Genomic DNA, 15,455 nt, shown 5'->3' with positions numbered 1-15,455 from the left:
CATCGACATGGCCAATATTGTCATCGACCGCATCCGCAAAAGCTTCGGAGCCTTCCAGGCGCTGAAAGAGGTCTCGCTGACGATCAACGACGGCGAATTCGTCTCGCTGCTCGGTCCGTCCGGCTGCGGCAAGACCACGCTGCTGCGCATCATCGCCGGCCTCGAGACCGCAACATCAGGCGATGTCCGTATCGGCGACAAGTCGGTGATCGGTCTACCGCCTAAGGATCGCGGCCTGGCGATGGTCTTCCAGAACTACGCCGTCTTTCCGCATATGACGGTCTATGAGAACGTCGCCTTCGGGCTGCGGATGCAGAAGGCCGACGACACCAGGGTGAAGGCGCAGGTCGAAAAGGCCGCCGGCCTGTTGCATATCGAGCAATATCTCGACCGCTACCCGAACAAGCTTTCCGGCGGCCAGCGCCAGCGCGTCGCGGTCGCTCGTGCCCTTGCCGTCGAACCGAAGGTTCTCCTGATGGACGAGCCGCTTTCGAACCTCGATGCGCTGCTCCGCCTCGAAATGCGCACGGAACTCAAGACCGTGCTGCAATCGGCGGGGACCACGACGATCTACGTCACCCACGACCAGACGGAAGCCATGGGCCTTTCCGACCGCATCGCCGTCATGCATGGCGGCGTGGTCGAACAGGTCGGCCATCCGGTCGAGATCTACAATCACCCGGCAACACGTTTTGTCGGCGGTTTTATCGGCAATCCGCCGATGAACTTCATCAAGGTGCCGGTTTCGAACGGCCAGGTGGCGGCAGGGTCCGAGCAGTTTGCAGCGCCTGGGGAATCCGGCAATGAAGTCATCCTTGGCCTGCGTGGCGAGGCCGTCGAACTCGCGCCGTTGCCGCAGGGTCTCGAAATGAGAGTGCGCGTTGCCGAGCCGATGGGCTCGCATCTGCTTCTGACCGGTTCGATCCACGATCAGCCGGTCCGCGTCATCCTGCCGGCCTCGGAAACCGTGAAGAGCGGCGAGACGATTGGCCTGAAGCTCGACCAGAAGCGCATCACCTGGCTTTCGCCCGAAAGCGGCAAGTCGTTTCCGGCCGTCTTGGCCTGAGAATACCGGAGTTCCCGAAATGAACATGCATGTCGACCAAGCCAAGCGCATCCTCGCCGCCAACGATCGCGGCGGCTATACGGTGCCGACCGACCGGCTCTACCCTTTCCAGTGGAACTGGGATTCCGCCTTCGTCGCCATGGGCTTCGCGCTCTACGACACCGACCGCGCCTATCGCGAGCTGGAGCGGCTGGTCGAGGGCCAGTGGGCGGACGGGATGATCCCGCATATCGTCTTCCACGCCCCAAGCGAAACCTATTTTCCTGGACCGGATGTCTGGCGCACGAAGCACACGATCGCGACCTCCGGCATAACCCAGCCGCCGGTCTTCGCGATCGCACTGCGCAAGCTGCATGAAGCCGCCGGCAAGGGTGCCGAAGCCCGTACCCTGCCACTTTACGAAGCGGCGCTGAAATGGCACCGCTGGTGGTATTCCGCCCGCGATCCCGATGGCACCGGCTTGGTCGCGCTGCTGCATCCCTGGGAAAGCGGCAGCGACAATTCTCCCGCCTGGGACATCGCGCTCGCTCGTGTACCCACCACCACCGATACCCCTGTCGTGCGCAAGGATACCGGCCATGTCGATGCCGACATGCGTCCGCGTGACGAGGATTACCGCCGCTTCATTCATCTGGTCGATACCTATGCCGCCTGCGGCTGGGATCCGGCGAAACAATGGGAAAAGGCGTCCTTCAAGGTCGCCGAGATCCAGACGACCGCTATCCTGCTCAAGGCCGGCGAAGACCTCGAGCACCTTGCCCGGCTGTTCGACCGGACCGAGGACGCGATCGAGATCGCTGCCTTCAACAACCGCACTCGCAAGGCGATCATGGCCCAATGGCGGCCGGACCTCGCGCGCTTCGTCTCGCAAGACTTGATCTCGGGAGAAGATGTCGAAGCGGCGACGCAAGCCGGTTTCATCCCCCTCCTCTCACTGGATCTCGACAAGCAGATTGCCGACGCGCTGGTTGCGGAAATGAAGGCCTGGTCGAAGGATCTCAAGGTCGCCTTTCCGACGACGAAGCCGGGCATCGCCAGCTGGGAGCCGAAGCGTTACTGGCGCGGTCCCGCCTGGGCAATCATCAACTGGCTTCTGATCGACGGACTGAAGCGCAACGGCCACACGGCTGTCGCCGAAAAGCTGCGGCGATCCACGATCACAGCGATCGAAACGGAAGGTTTTGCAGAATATTTCGACCCGGTCACCGGCCAAGGCTGCGGTGGCCTCGGCTTTTCCTGGACGGCTGCCGCCTATCTGTGGCTTGAGCGACGCGTCGGCGTTACCTGAGCATCGATCTCGATCAATCCGGCTGCCATGGCTGCATGGTCAGCACGTTTCCGCCAAGCTTGGCGAAGGCGCGTTGGCGACAGGAGAAGACGAGGATCTGCTGGTCGCGCGATTGGCGGTGCAGCGCATCGAACATCCGCTCGATCCGGTCGTCGTCGGAATAAACAAGCGCATCGTCGAGGATGACAGGCGCCGGCCGGCCGTCGCGGGCAAGCAGCCGGGCGAATGCAAGGCGGGTCAGCACCGAGAGCTGCTCCCGCATGCCGCCGCTCAACCGATCGACATCCTCGTCCTGGCCGTTGCGGCGCACGATCTGCGGTAGCAGCGTGTCGCCGTCGAAGGTGATCGAGATATCGTCGAACAGCAGGCCGAGCAGCGGGGCGAGTTCGTTCATGACCGGCTTGAGATAGAGGTCGCGCGCCGCCGCCCGCGTCGCCGTCAGCGCCTTGCGCAGGCGATCGAGCACCCCGACCTCCGTCTCGAAACGCTTCACCTGTTCGCGCGCCGCTGCAAGCAAATCCCGGCTTTCCAACCAGTTTTCTTCCACCGCGCTGTCCGAGCGGGTGCGGATCTGACCGCCGAGATCGGCAAGCTCCTCGCGAAGCCTGGCAATTTCGCGTCCTGCGGCGTCGGCAACCGAGCGCGCCCGGGCAAGGGCGGCCTCTGCGCCTGCGAGGTCCCGCGCTGTCCGGCGCAAAGGTCCGGCCCGGAGCTCGACCGCATCGAACTGCTCTTTGGCGCTGGACAATTTTACGGCAAGGTCCTGTTGCACTGCATTTCGGCCGGCTTCGGGACCGATGATCGCCTCGATGGCCTCGAGTTCCTGACCAAGCCTGGCGTGCTCTGTCTGCGCGCGCAATATCGCCTCGCCGGCCTCGGTGCGCATCACCGATGCCTCCCGCGCCCGGTTCCGCGCCAGTTCGATGCGCCGCGTCGCATCCGCGAGACGGGCGCGCACCTCTTCCGGGTCGGCGTCGAGTTCGATCGGACCCTGGCTGAGTTCGGCAAATCGGGCGGCGTCGAGGTGAAGGGCGTCGATGCCCTTCGGGGCGAGATCGGCGAGCCGCTGGCGCGCCCGCACCAGCTCCTCGTGTTTGCTCCGCGCGGCAATGTCGCGCTGCCGCGCCGCGAGCAGACTGTCGACACCGAGCTTGGCAAGCAATGTTTGGCGGGCGGATTGCGCGGTCTCCAGCGCTCCGTCCTGCTCAACCTGCCGGCTGGAATGAATGGTCAGGGTGCCGACGCCTGCTATGTCGAGCCTCGCCATTCCGGCAAAGCTTTTATCCTCGCCCCCAGGCAAAGGCTGGTGGTCCATGCTCACCGATCCGGAGGCGTCTCTCAGGTAGTCGATCCGGAGCGTGGGAAGGTCGACTTCGGCGGCTGCGCGCAGGCCAACGATCTTGAGATCCAGCGCTTCGAGCCGTTCGATCCCATCGGCTGGAATGGCGAGCAAGGCATGCGCCGCCTCCCCGTCCTCGATCTGCTGCCGCGCTGCTTCCGCCTGTTCGAGACGCAGACGAACCTCGGCCAGACGCTCGGCGGCGTGGCGCGAACGCAGCGCCGCCTCCAGCCGCGCGAGTAATTCGCGGTTGACCCGCTCGTCTTCTTCGGCCGCCTGCACCTCCGCCGTTGCGGCCTCGCTTTCAACTAGCGATGCCGTGCGTCGCTCGGCTGCACTGGAAAGCTCGTTCTCCGCCAAGGCGAAACGCCGCGCGAGTTCGCCGCTGCGGTTCAATGCGGCCTGGAAGCGCTCATGTGCCTGCTGCGCCTCCTCGCGGCGGCTGGCGGCCAAGGCAGCCTCGGCATCGAGCGCCTTGAGTTCCCTCTCGTGCAGCTTGGCGGCTTCAAGCACCGCCTCGGCATTGGCAATCGCCGCCTTCCGGCCGGCCTCCTCGTCCGGATTTTCCAGCTCGTTCAGTCTCGCCTGCACTGAGCGGCGGCGGTCGAGCGCGCCGTGCAGCATCTCCACCTCCTTGGCCAGCCGCGCCTCCTCCTCCTGCAGCCGGTCACGCTCCTCGAGAGCGGCGGCAAAGCGGCCTCCGGTCTTCGGCCGGAGCGTCGCGGTGACCAGGCGATTGAGTTCTTCCTCACAGGCTTCAAGCACCGCCGACATGCGCCGTCCGCCGGTCAGCGCCTCCACTTCGCCCTGCACCGACGACAGCAGGCTTTCGCGGACCCGCTTGTCGTTCTCTTCCTCGCTCTTGCTGCGATTTTCGATGCCGGTGACACCCTGGCGCACCCAGAGCAGACCTGCCGGACCCGACGTTCCGCCGGAAATGAGATCGCCGATGAAAGCCTCGGCTTCGTCGGCTTGGGCGACGAGCCGACCGCTGCCGAGATCGGTGACGCTGGCGCGCCGTCCGCCATAGAATTGCTTGGTCAGGCGGTAGCGGCCGGCGTCGATCGTGATATCGGCCTCGACGATCGGATTGCCGCCGCTATAGGGACGCAGCATCTGCACGTTCTTTGGCGTGCCGCTGTGCGGCTGGAAAAACAGTGCATGCAGCGCCTCGAAACAGGTTGATTTGCCATGTTCGTTGGCGGCGCTCAGCACATTGACGCCGTCGGTGATTCCTTCGACTGATATGCCGCGGCCGGCAAAGCGTTTGACATTGTGGAGGCGAAGGGCGGTCAGTTTCATCGATCGATCGCCTCGCAATAAGAAAACAGCCGGATCAATGCTTGACGCGCCACGGTCCTGTCGTCGCCGGAACGGGCCTCGTCGAGGCTTTCGGCAAGCAGCAAGTCCGCAGCATCGCGCAGCGCACCGGCTCGGTCGATAGTCTCGAGATCATCGCTCTCGCAATCGGTCCCTAGGAGGTCGGTATCGATCTCCAGATGTGCAAATTCCGGCGCGACCTGCTCCAGCAGGCTGATCATTGCCGTCCGCCCGTTCAACCGGGCACGGCCAGACAGCGCGACGCGCAACAGGGTTTGTCGCCGCGCGAACGGTTCCGGCAATGCGGCCTTCAGCGCTTCAACACCGTCTTCCGATGCCAGCAGAGGAAGGTGCAATGTCTGCCAGGAAAAGCTGGCGGTCGTCACCGCCGTCGTTGTCGGCATCGCCCCCTGTCCGGCAATGGAAACGACCATCGCCTGCCCTGGCCGGTCATGCTTGAAACGGTCCGGCTCGGGAGCGCCGCTGTAGTATGTTCTGGCGTCCACCGTTACCGATCCGTGCCAATCGCCAAGCGCCATATAGTCGAGGCCGGCCAGCGCCGCGCGGTTCGGCACAATCACGTTCGTGGCCGTGGCATCCTCCGAAAATTCCTGGATAGGGCCATGGGCGAGGCCGATGCGGATAGCGCCGTCCGGCGTGGCGGCACCCGTCATCCATTCGGTCAGGTCGCGGCCCGGCCTCCTGGTCGTGCAAGGCGCCGGCAGCAGGACGGCGTCAGGTCCAAGCGCAAGGGGTGCTGCTTCCGTCGCCAGAATGACATTGTCGGGCAACACGCCGCGCGCCGCGCTCCAGAGCTGGTCCGCCAGCAGCGAATCGTGATTGCCCGGAAGCAGGACCCAGCGCAGCGGCGTATTACGGGCCATCTCGCCAAGCGCCTGCCGAAGCACGGCGGGTGTCGGCGTCTCGGTATCGAATGTATCGCCCGCGAGCAGGACAACGCCCGCCCCATGCTCTCGCGCCGCATTGGCAAGCCTGGTGATCACGCCATGCCGGGCCTCACGCAGGCGCCCTCTCAAATCCTCCGGAAGATTGCCAAATCGCTTGCCAATATGAAGGTCCGAACTGTGCAGAAAGGAAAACATTAGCCAGCCATGTCTACGATGTGCCGCGAGCTTCCGAGCATGGCCAAGGGCTTCGCCCGCAGTGTCGTGATTCCGTTGTTCAGGGACAGACCATGCCTCCCGATAACTGGCGAGGCAAGCTTATCCTGGACAAACGCACTGTTATCCAATGCTTGTCTAACTCTCAGCGATATACGACATCGCATTGCCCAGCCGCCACCGTCCCTTGTCCGCTATTGTCAGCTGCCAACAGCGACGGAATGCCGGCGTTGAGGAACCTGGTCGAACACCACCAGCGCTCAGCTCACCTGCTCGTCCTGCCAGGAATCGAACGTTGCCGCCTGACCGTGACGGCGTCCGTTGCGGTCGACGAGATTCCAGACGATGGCTTTCTCGATATAGAAACGCCGCCCTGACTTGGCGATGCGAAGTCCGCGGTAGTCGGCGATAAAGCCGTTGGCTGCCACGGCATTCAGCAATCTCTCGCGCTCCGCACGGTCCGGCGCCTCTGCGGAAAGACGCGACGGCAAAGTGATGAACTCGTCCCATGAATATTCAAAGCAGGCCTGGGCCGCACGGTTGGCGTAGATGAAGCGTGGATCGGCTTCGGTGTTGTGAGCAAGGACCACGGCCGGCGACGTGTGGTAAAGCCATTCGGCCCCTTGGCCCTCCGGCGCCAGGCGGCGTCCCACGTTTCGTTCGAAGCTTTCCGCCATCAGGGCGTAAAATTCGAGATCGCAGGACAAGTCGAGTCCGGCGTCGTGATAGTTGGCAATCATGCTGCGCATCCTGGATTGCGACGAGAGATCCTGAAGGGAAGTTCTCGCATGAAAAGGGACTAGGAAATCCTTTCGCGCTACAAAAAAGTGCAAGCTCCAAATGGGACGCCGTAAAAGCTGGGCATCCGGGATTTCAGGTGTCGTCCCGGAGGTAACGCTCCGCGAGCCTTGCCCACATTGCCGCACCGACCGTCAGGCTGGCATCGGCGAAGTCATATTTGGGGCTATGCAGAATGGCGGAATTCATGCCGTTGCCGAGGCGCAGGAAGCTGCCCGGCTTGTGCTCGAGAAAGTGTGAAAAATCCTCGCTGCCGGGAATGAGCGGGCAGGTCGCGACCTTGTCTTCGCCGATTAATTCTCTAGCGACGATGCGGGCAAAATCCGTCTCGGCAGGCGAGTTGACGACGACAGGATTGCCGCGATCGTAGTCGATGTCGATCGAAGCACCGTGACCCTCGGCCACCGAGTGGGCGAGCTTGGTGATGCGCTCCTGTAAGAGATCGCGAATGCCAGGCTCGAACGAGCGCACGCTCAAGGCGAGCTTGGCATATTCCGGAATGACGTTGACGGCATCGCCGGCATGGATGGTACCGACGGTGATGACCGCCGTCTGGGTTGGATCGAGGTTGCGCGAGATGATCGTCTGCAGCGAGACGACGAGGTTGCACGCCACGACCACCGGATCGATGGTCAGGTGCGGCCGTGAGGCATGGCCGCCTTTGCCCTTGATGGTAATCTCGACGGTATCGGACGCCGCCATCATCGGGCCGGATCGCAGCAGGATGGTGCCTTCGGGAGCACCGGGATGATTATGCAGGCCGAAGATGGCGTCGAACGGAAACCGCTCGAACAGGCCGTCGGCGATCATCGCCTGGGCGCCGCTATTCTTGCCCGCCTCTTCCGCCGGCTGGAAAATCAGCGTCACCGTGCCGTTGAAGCGACGGGTGCGGGCAAGATATTCGGCCGCCCCAAGCAGCACAGTGGTGTGGCCGTCATGGCCGCAGGCATGCATCTTGCCGGGCGTGCTGCTGGCATAGGGAAGTCCGGTTGCCTCGATGATCGGCAATGCATCCATATCGGCGCGAATGGCGATGCCCTTGTTACCCCGGCCTGCGCTGAGCCGCGCGACGACGCCATGGCCACCGACATTGCGGGTCACATCATAACCCCAGCCTTCCAGCTTTTCCGCGACGTAACGCGCCGTTTCCGCCTCTTCGAAGGAGAGTTCCGGATGGGCATGCAGGTACTGGCGGGTCGCCTTCAACTCCGCTTCCATGGCTTCGAAATCGGAAAGGCGGGCATAGGCATTGTCGAGCGTGGGCATGAAAACATCCAGTATTGATCGAAAGAACCGTTGCTCCGGCCCGAGGGTCGAAGCAACCGACTGACATCGCTCAGAGAAAACGGGCGAGAAAGGCCTGGGTCCGGGGATGTTGCGGATTGCCGATGACATCCTCGGGCTTGCCCATCTCGACGACATTACCGCCGTCCATGAACACCACCCGATCGGCCGCCTCGCGGGCGAAACCGATCTCGTGGGTAACGACGATCATGGTCAGGCCCTGTTTGGCGAGATCGCGCATGGTGGACAGGACTTCGCCGACGAGCTCCGGGTCGAGCGCAGAGGTGGGTTCGTCGAACAGCATCAGCTTCGGCTTGATCGCAAGGGCACGGGCGATGGCGACGCGCTGCTGCTGACCGCCGGAGAGCTGGCGGGGATAGCTCCCCGCCTTTTCCGACAGGCCGACCCGCTCCAAAAGCCGCATGGCGTTCTCGGTCGCGGCCTTGCGGCTTTCTCCGTGCACGCCGACCGGGGCCTCGATGATGTTCTGCAGCACCGTCATATGCGGATAGAGATTGAACTGCTGGAACACCATGCCGATCTTGCGCCGCTGATGAGCGATCCTGTTGCTGGACAGCTTTTCCAGCCGGTCTTTGCGCAGGCGATAGCCGATCTGTTCGCCATCGACTTCGATGAACCCTTTATTGATCGCTTCGAGATGGTTGATGCAGCGCAGGAAGGTCGATTTTCCCGAGCCGGACGGGCCGAGCACGACGACGACTTCACCCGGCATGACGTCGAGGTCGATCCCCTTCAGCACTTCGAGCTGGTCGAAGGACTTGTGGACGTTGCGGGCTCTGACGAGCGGCTTTGCAATCGCGGCGGCGGTCAATGGCTTGCCTCCTCGACAAGAGTCTCGGATTTGGCGGCGACGGCATTGTTGCGCCGTTCGCTGCGGCCGTAATAGGCCTCGATATAGCTCTGGCCGAGATTGAGGATCGAGGTGATGAACAGGTACCAGAGGACCGCGACAAGCAGCATCGGCACGATCTCGAAGGTGCGATTGTAGATCGACTGGACGGAATAGAGCAGATCGGCCATGGCGATGACGCTGACGAGCGAGGTCGCCTTGATCATGCTGATCAGCTGGTTGCCCGTCGGCGGCACGATCGAGCGCATCGCCTGCGGAATGATGATCCGCCACAGCGCCCTGCCCTTGGTCATGCCGAAGGCTTCCGCCGTCTCGAACTGGCCGCGATCGACCGAGAGCAGGCCGCCGCGAATGATCTCGGCCATATAGGCCGCTTCGTTCAAGGCAAGACCGACGATCGCCGCCGTCATCGGCGTGATCACCGAATTGGTCTCCCAGCTCGCCAGCGTCGGGCCGAACGGAATGGCGATCGAAAGTTCAGGAAAAAGGGTCGAGAGATTGTACCAGAAGATCAGTTGCACCAAGAGCGGCGTGCCGCGAAAGAACCAGATGAACAGCGATGCCAGCGAACTTGCGAGCCGGTCGTTCGACAGCCGGGCGATTGCCAGCCCGAGGCCGAGAACGATGCCGATGGCCATTGCGATCACAGTCAGGCCCAGGCTGACATAGAGGCCGCTGATGACAGTCGGATCGAAGAAATAGGCCGCGACGACGGGCCAGCCGAAATTCTCGTTATGGGCGACGATCCACAGAAAGTTCGCCGCAATGAGGAGCACGGCCATCCATAGGACGAGCCGACCCGTTCGAAAGGGCTTGTGGGCGTGGGCAACGTCCCGGAAGTCCGCACCGCCCGAAGGCGATGCGGCAGTCACGCCGTGATTGCTCATTTCGGCAGGGCTCCACCAAGATTGAGGCCGGGCTGCTTGATCATGTTGTTCTCAAGACCCCACTTCTTCATGATGGCGGCATAGGTGCCGTTATCCATCAAGGCCTTGATCGAGTCGAGCAGAACGGGGCCGAGCGGCGAGCCTTTCGGCACGACGGCGCCCTGGTAGAGATCGTCGAAGCCGTTCTTCTGGCCGACGCCGCTCAGTTCCAGCTGGCCGTTTGCCTGAGACACGAAATAGGTCAACGGTGCCTGCGACGAGAAGAAGGCATCGGCGCGTTTGGAGCGGACCGCCAGGATCGAGCTCGGCTGGTCCGTATAGGACTGCACTTCGGGCGCGGGCTTGCCTGCCGTCTTGCACTTTTCGACCTGGGCCTGGATCACCTTTTCGGCGGAGCCGCCGGCCATGACGGCGATGCGATTTCCGCAGGCGCTGTCGAGCGAAGCGATGGCCTTCGGATTGCCCTTCTGGACGGAGAAGACCACGTATTCCTGAACCCAGTCGACGAAGTCATTGGCCTCTTCACGGGTCTTGAAGTCACCGATCGGGCCGAAGGCGAACTGGTATCGGCCGGAATTGATGCCGGCGAGCAATGCGGTCAGTCCGCTGACGGTTTCGTGCTCGATCGTGACGCCGAGCATCTGGCCGATCGCATCGGTCAGATCGGCGCTGGCGCCGGTCAGTTCCGTGCCGGTGACGATCTCATAGGGAGGAAAGGAACCATTGTTGACGGAGATCATCTTGCCGTCCGTGCGGATCTTCTCCGGCAGGCGGGCGCGAAGCGCGTCGTTGACGGTCTGCTTGGCAACGGCGGACTCCTCGGCGAAGACCGACGTCGTCATCATCAAGCCCATCAGGGCGGCGGAAGCGATCAGTTTCGAATGCATGTCATTCCCCTTTTTTGGTTTTGCGAAAATGTTAATTCAACGTCGAGGCCTGTGAGGGAGTTTCGCTGGCCTCGTTCACCGGGCCTTGGCGTGCCACGGAAACAGCTCGGCCGGCGTCAAACGGCGCGGCATGATCTTCTGTTCGTAAAGTTCTTCGGCGAAGTCGGCGATCATTGCCTCGTTTTCGGCAAGCCCGCTGACGTTCCAGTTCGGCGGCAGATCGGCCGCGCAGCGGCGCAATTCGTCGATCATCCAGGGCGTGGTGTCGGCATATTTCTCACGCTTCTCCAGCCAGAGACGCTGGGACTCGTCGATCAGCCCGCTGAGTTCATCTATGATCCAGGGATGCTCCCTGACGATATCAGCCTTGAAGCCGATCAGATGCATGCCCGGGACGTAACCGACCTCGTGGAAGTAGGCGACTTCAGCGGCGCGGAAATCATCCAGCACTTGGCGCAGGGGCGATTCCTGATCGAAAAAACCCTTCGGCATGAAAGGCGTGAAGACGGCATCCAGCCCGCCATCCAGCAAGAGATCGACCATCGGGCGCTCGCCGGGGGCCGCCTCGATGCGGCCGGGCCGTCCAAAGCCATCGAGCCGGTCGGCGATCGGATGGGCCTCCGTCAGGCGTCCGGCATACCACATGGCATCCTCGACTCCGACGCCTTCGCGGCGCAGCGCGGCCCGGGTCCATGTATTTCCGGAATCGCGCCAGCCAGTCACGCCGATCTTCTTGCCGGCCAAATCGGACAGCGTGCGGATCGGGCTGCCCTTGGCGGTGATGATGCAGCGATGGCGGAAGCCGCGCATGATGAAGTTCGGCATGCCGAATATCCGATCATCGCCGTCATGACGCATCTGCGAATAGCGGCTGAAGGACATTTCCGCGGCGTCATGAGCCTCGTCATCGCCAAGGCTGGAGACCAGCGTGCCGACGCGATCCACTTTGATGTCGAGACGGGACGAACTGACATCTCCGAGAACAAGCGGCGTCATGTAATCCCAGTCTCTGAGGGCGATGCGAAGCGTCACAGGCATGCAAAAACTCACTGAAATGGCTCGACGAGCGGGAAATTAAATGTTCAAAATGGTGAGTACAAATGTTATTACGTTATTGAACATTTAAAGTGAGAGAAAAATGGGCGACACGGTCGAGGCTTCCTGGTTTGCCGAAAAAATAGCCGATCGCAGCATCCGGGGGATCGCCCTCGAAACGAGTGCGCTGATCCGCGCCGGCACCCTGCCGGTCGGCACGCGCATGCCGGCGATCCGCGATATCGCCTACGAATTGCGTGTCAGCCCGGCGACGATCTCCCAGGCCTGGAGTGAATTGCGGCGACAGAAAATTATCAGCGGCCGGGGGCGAAACGGCACCTGGGTCAGCGGCGACCGCTTTGTCGCCAGGCCGGAGCGTCTTGCGAGCTCGGGAAATTATGCCGCAGGTGTGCTCGACCTCACCTTGGCCGGGCCGGATGCTGCACTTCTTCCCCGCCTTTCCGAAGCCATGGCCTATGGCGCGTCAGCCGCCGACCTCAACAGCTATGAGCGCAGTCGTATCGTGCCGGAGCTGAAGGACGCCGTTTCTGTGCGATGGCCCCATGAGGCGGAAGCCTTTCTGGCCACCAATGGCGGCTACAACGCCGTCTATACGGTATTGCATGCGCTGGTCTCTCCGGGTTCGTCAGTCGCGATCGAACATCCGACCGCGATGCGGCTGCTCGATATCCTGGAAGATCTCGGGGTAAAAATCATCCCCGTCGCCTGCGACAGCGACGGCCCCTTGCCGGATTCGCTGCGCGAGGCGTTGCAGCAACGTCCGGCGGCCTTCCTGTTCCAGCCGCGGCTGCATTCCGTGACCGGCACGACGGTCAGTGCATCCCGCCTCCATCAGCTCGGAGATGTGCTGGAAGGCAGCGACACGCTTGTCATCGAGGACGACGGCGTCGGCGACGTGTCGGCGGCACCTCCGCATTCGCTCGGCGGCCGATTTGCGGAGCGGACGATCCATATCGTCTCACTCTCGAAAAGCCTCGGTCCGGATCTGCGGCTCGCCGTCCTGTCGAGCTCCGCGCCGATCGTCGACCAGATCCAGTCCTACCGTTCCTTCAGCGCCGGCTGGACCAGCCGCATCCTGCAGAGTGCCGCCGCCTGGCTGTTGCGCGATCCGGCAACCTGGCGCCTCATCGGCGAGGCGCGCGCGATCTATCAGCAGAGGCGCGACGCTCTTGCCGACGCACTCTGCGAACGGGGAATGGCGATACCCCCAGGCCAGGGCCTGTGCCTGTGGGTGCCCGTCGTCTCCGAACCATTCGCGATGGTGACGCTCGCCGCACGCAATATCGCCGTCAATCCGGGCAGCAAATTCTCCGTCCTGCCCAGCAGTCATATTCGCGTTGCGACCAGCACGCTTGTGGATCGTTGCGAGGAAGCTGCCGACGCGATCGCGCTGGCGCATGCGCCGTGAAAGGCAGACGCCGCGGGGACACTACTTTCCGTCAAGCCACTCCTGCAGCTCTGCCTCCGCCCGCTCCAGCGCGCTGTAATTCAGCAGTTTGCGCAGGAAAGCGACGGTGACGGCGCGGGCGCGCAGATTGAAGCGGCCGTCCTCGTGGTCGTCGCCGGCGCTCTGGTAGACGTCGAGCTTGTCGTAGAGCTGTTGCAGGCGGTTCTGGACGCTGCGCAGCGACAGACCCCGGCGTTTGGCGATGGCCCGGTCGGTGAGGCCGAGCGCGATATCAACGAGGATCTCATATTCGGAGTCGGTGAAGCCGTTCGTCTGGCCGAGGCTCTTCTGCTGCAGGCCCCGCACCTCGCGGTCGATGACGCATTGGCTCTCGATGAAGATCGAGCGCAGCGCAAGCTTCAGCCGTTCGTCGGAGGCGGACTTCAGCACATAGCCATAGGCGGCGCCATCCGGCACGATGCGCGAGACGCCGCGCACATAGGCTTCGTCCGAATAATTCGACCAGAACAGGATGCGGGTCTCCGGCCGCTCCTTCCAGATGGTGCGCGCCGCCTCGATGCCGTTGCGGTTCGCCATCTGCAGGTCCATGACGATATGCGCAGACTTGTGGTCGCGGGCGAGCTTCTCGCCGACGGTTCCGTTCTCCGCCTCGATCACCGTGTCGCATTCCGGCAGGGCCGCGTTGACGGCCTCGTGCAGATAGGACCGGTGCAGCGGGTCGTCCTCGACGATCAGAACTTTCATCGTGCCCTTCTCCTCAGTTTGGCCCGTTCGCCGGGTCATGTGGGCCAAGCGGCAGCACGACACGCACCACGGTGCCGCGATTGTTGTGGCCAGGCCCGGTCGTGAAGCGCGCCGAAATCAGCCGCGCCCGGGTCTTCATATTGTCGATGCCGCCGCCGATCCGTCCCCGCGCCTTGGCGAGCCCGGTTCCGTCGTCAAAGATTTCGATCGACAGCCGTTCGTCGTCGGCCTCGAGCCGCACCGTGACGGTGAGCGGAGCTGCATGGCGCACCGCATTGTTGATCGCTTCCTGGGCGATGCGAAACAGCGCGACGCTGACGGTCGGCTCCAGTCGTTCCAACGCGCCGTGGGTCTCGTCGACGAGGCCCCATTCGATGGCCGATCCGGTGTCGCGGGTCGACCGGTCGAGATGATGCTCGATCGCCTGGGCGAGGCCGAAGAGCTGGAGCACCGAGGGTTTCGCCTGCTCGATGATCTGCCGCAGATCCTGCATGCAATGCTGGAGCGAACGGGAAACGGGCTCCAGTGCCTCGGACGCCACTTCGCCGTTGCGCGACAGCCGATCGATCCGCCGGGCAAGCCGCGTCAGGTCGGCAAGCGTTTGGTCGTGCAGGTCCATGCCGATGCGTTGGCGTTCCTGCTCCAGGGCTTCGGTAAGCTTCAGCGCACCTTGCCGCAATCCCTCCTCGCGGGCGCGGGCTTCGGCCTCGACGATGGCCGAGCGTTGCGCCTGCTCGGCCGCCTGCAGCGCGAAGAAATAGGGCGTCAGCAGGTCGGCGATGATGCGGGCGCGTTCAATATCCTCCATCGTATAGACGCCCGCCCGGTGCGACGAACAGGACAGTGCCGCGATGATCGTGCCCTGCACCTTCATCGGCACATGCAGGCGGCTCCTCAGCGATTGTTCGACGATCGGCCGCTTGAACGCACCCTCGAAGTGGAAACGCGGATCCGTCATGGCGTCGTCCGCCAGCAGAAAGTCCACCTCGCCCCGGAGCAGCGAGCGGATGGGGCTGTTGACGACGGGCGCGCCGGCCAGATCGCCCCAGGCGGTCTCGATCCCCGTCTCGTAGGCCGTGTGGTAATTGCCGCCCTCCAGCAGCACGCAGACATCGAGATGGTCGTGCGGGATGATATGGGCGACCTCGGCGGCGACGGAACGGATAGCCGAGCGGAAGTCGAGCTGGCCCGCGAGCAGCCGGGAAATGCCGAGATAGTGGTCGAACATGACTGCGGGTGAAAGATGCAGCATCGTCAGTTCCTCCCCGAGATGGCAGCAGGCTCCTCGACCCGCAGCGATCCCTTCCCAGTAAGCGCCCGCGGAAGGGCCGCCGTCTTGCGTAAACCCGCAGCTTGTTGCGCAAAACCCGCAAACGACTTGCCGCC

Annotated in this window: 13 protein-coding genes; 3 read left to right on the top strand and 10 right to left on the bottom strand. The window is 63.2% G+C overall.

Going from position 1 to position 15,455, the window contains the following annotated elements; translation table 11 throughout:
* The first annotated feature begins 7 nt into the window (after positions 1 to 7).
* Both FHT75_RS18945 and FHT75_RS18940 read left to right on the top strand, forming a co-directional pair.
* On the top strand, positions 8 to 1,066 hold the full coding sequence (locus tag FHT75_RS18945; protein ID WP_047612080.1) for an ABC transporter ATP-binding protein: 1,059 nt from the start codon (positions 8 to 10) through the stop codon (positions 1,064 to 1,066).
* 19 nt (positions 1,067 to 1,085) lie between these two features.
* On the top strand, positions 1,086 to 2,354 hold the full coding sequence (locus FHT75_RS18940; RefSeq protein WP_047614594.1) for an MGH1-like glycoside hydrolase domain-containing protein: 1,269 nt from the start codon (positions 1,086 to 1,088) through the stop codon (positions 2,352 to 2,354).
* A 13-nt stretch (positions 2,355 to 2,367) separates the two neighbouring features.
* Here FHT75_RS18940 and FHT75_RS18935 read toward each other — a convergent pair whose 3' ends face one another.
* The 8 genes from FHT75_RS18935 to FHT75_RS18900 all read right to left on the bottom strand — a co-directional run bounded on the left by FHT75_RS18935 (position 2,368) and on the right by FHT75_RS18900 (position 11,899).
* Positions 2,368 to 4,995 (bottom strand): AAA family ATPase, encoded by a 2,628-nt coding sequence (locus FHT75_RS18935; RefSeq protein ID WP_047614596.1) that lies wholly within the window; start codon positions 4,993 to 4,995, stop codon positions 2,368 to 2,370.
* The gene (locus FHT75_RS18930) at positions 4,992 to 6,116 is read right to left on the bottom strand and encodes an exonuclease SbcCD subunit D (RefSeq protein WP_047612086.1); all 1,125 of its coding nucleotides are present in this window, start codon (positions 6,114 to 6,116) and stop codon (positions 4,992 to 4,994) included. The genes FHT75_RS18935 and FHT75_RS18930 overlap by 4 nt, the downstream gene beginning before the upstream one ends.
* Positions 6,117 to 6,394: 278 nt before the next feature.
* On the bottom strand, positions 6,395 to 6,874 hold the full coding sequence (locus tag FHT75_RS18925) for an MEKHLA domain-containing protein (RefSeq protein WP_047613372.1): 480 nt from the start codon (positions 6,872 to 6,874) through the stop codon (positions 6,395 to 6,397).
* Between the two features lie 133 nt (positions 6,875 to 7,007).
* The gene (locus FHT75_RS18920; protein WP_047612088.1) at positions 7,008 to 8,198 is read right to left on the bottom strand and encodes a M20 aminoacylase family protein; all 1,191 of its coding nucleotides are present in this window, start codon (positions 8,196 to 8,198) and stop codon (positions 7,008 to 7,010) included.
* A 70-nt stretch (positions 8,199 to 8,268) separates the two neighbouring features.
* Positions 8,269 to 9,048: an amino acid ABC transporter ATP-binding protein gene (locus FHT75_RS18915; protein WP_028757324.1), complete on the bottom strand. Its 780-nt coding sequence runs from the start codon at positions 9,046 to 9,048 to the stop codon at positions 8,269 to 8,271.
* Positions 9,045 to 9,974, bottom strand: coding sequence for an amino acid ABC transporter permease (locus FHT75_RS18910; RefSeq protein ID WP_047612090.1), 930 nt, complete (start codon positions 9,972 to 9,974; stop codon positions 9,045 to 9,047). Before FHT75_RS18910 ends, FHT75_RS18915 begins: the two co-directional genes overlap by 4 nt.
* Positions 9,971 to 10,861 (bottom strand): ABC transporter substrate-binding protein, encoded by an 891-nt coding sequence (locus FHT75_RS18905; RefSeq protein ID WP_047612092.1) that lies wholly within the window; start codon positions 10,859 to 10,861, stop codon positions 9,971 to 9,973. The genes FHT75_RS18910 and FHT75_RS18905 overlap by 4 nt, the downstream gene beginning before the upstream one ends.
* 75 nt (positions 10,862 to 10,936) lie before the next feature.
* Complete coding sequence (locus FHT75_RS18900; RefSeq protein ID WP_047612094.1) at positions 10,937 to 11,899, bottom strand: nitrate ABC transporter substrate-binding protein; 963 nt, start codon at positions 11,897 to 11,899, stop codon at positions 10,937 to 10,939.
* 100 nt (positions 11,900 to 11,999) lie between these two features.
* Between FHT75_RS18900 and FHT75_RS18895 the strand changes: the two genes are divergently transcribed.
* A complete protein-coding gene (locus tag FHT75_RS18895) occupies positions 12,000 to 13,325 on the top strand; it encodes a PLP-dependent aminotransferase family protein (RefSeq protein ID WP_047612100.1) in 1,326 nt (441 codons plus the stop codon).
* A 21-nt stretch (positions 13,326 to 13,346) separates the two neighbouring features.
* On the opposite strand, the gene FHT75_RS18890 is transcribed toward FHT75_RS18895, so the two are convergent.
* Together FHT75_RS18890 and FHT75_RS18885 are read right to left on the bottom strand one after the other, a co-directional pair.
* Positions 13,347 to 14,069: a response regulator transcription factor gene (locus tag FHT75_RS18890; protein WP_008536437.1), complete on the bottom strand. Its 723-nt coding sequence runs from the start codon at positions 14,067 to 14,069 to the stop codon at positions 13,347 to 13,349.
* A 13-nt stretch (positions 14,070 to 14,082) separates the two neighbouring features.
* Entirely contained in the window at positions 14,083 to 15,321 is a 1,239-nt protein-coding gene (locus FHT75_RS18885; protein ID WP_028758885.1) for a sensor histidine kinase, read from the bottom strand.
* Positions 15,322 to 15,455: the final 134 nt, after the last annotated feature.

Origin of the sequence: Rhizobium sp. BK112 (assembly GCF_014193215.1) — a bacterium.
In the GTDB taxonomy this organism is placed as follows: Bacteria; Pseudomonadota; Alphaproteobacteria; order Rhizobiales; family Rhizobiaceae; genus Rhizobium; species Rhizobium anhuiense.
The sequence above is the reverse complement of the archived record's forward strand: the minus strand, read 5'-3'. Positions and strand labels throughout refer to the sequence as shown.

Excerpts from the sequence above, each read along its gene's own strand:
- FHT75_RS18945 (WP_047612080.1), top strand. The coding sequence starts at position 8 with ATGGCCAATATTGTCATCGACCGCATCCGCAAAAGCTTCGGAGCCTTC.
- FHT75_RS18940 (WP_047614594.1), top strand. The coding sequence starts at position 1,086 with ATGAACATGCATGTCGACCAAGCCAAGCGCATCCTCGCCGCCAACGAT.
- FHT75_RS18935 (WP_047614596.1), bottom strand. The coding sequence starts at position 4,995 with ATGAAACTGACCGCCCTTCGCCTCCACAATGTCAAACGCTTTGCCGGC.
- FHT75_RS18930 (WP_047612086.1), bottom strand. The coding sequence starts at position 6,116 with ATGTTTTCCTTTCTGCACAGTTCGGACCTTCATATTGGCAAGCGATTT.
- FHT75_RS18925 (WP_047613372.1), bottom strand. The coding sequence starts at position 6,874 with ATGATTGCCAACTATCACGACGCCGGACTCGACTTGTCCTGCGATCTC.
- FHT75_RS18920 (WP_047612088.1), bottom strand. The coding sequence starts at position 8,198 with ATGCCCACGCTCGACAATGCCTATGCCCGCCTTTCCGATTTCGAAGCC.
- FHT75_RS18910 (WP_047612090.1), bottom strand. The coding sequence starts at position 9,974 with ATGAGCAATCACGGCGTGACTGCCGCATCGCCTTCGGGCGGTGCGGAC.
- FHT75_RS18905 (WP_047612092.1), bottom strand. The coding sequence starts at position 10,861 with ATGCATTCGAAACTGATCGCTTCCGCCGCCCTGATGGGCTTGATGATG.
- FHT75_RS18900 (WP_047612094.1), bottom strand. The coding sequence starts at position 11,899 with ATGCCTGTGACGCTTCGCATCGCCCTCAGAGACTGGGATTACATGACG.
- FHT75_RS18895 (WP_047612100.1), top strand. The coding sequence starts at position 12,000 with ATGGGCGACACGGTCGAGGCTTCCTGGTTTGCCGAAAAAATAGCCGAT.
- FHT75_RS18890 (WP_008536437.1), bottom strand. The coding sequence starts at position 14,069 with ATGAAAGTTCTGATCGTCGAGGACGACCCGCTGCACCGGTCCTATCTG.
- FHT75_RS18885 (WP_028758885.1), bottom strand. The coding sequence starts at position 15,321 with ATGCTGCATCTTTCACCCGCAGTCATGTTCGACCACTATCTCGGCATT.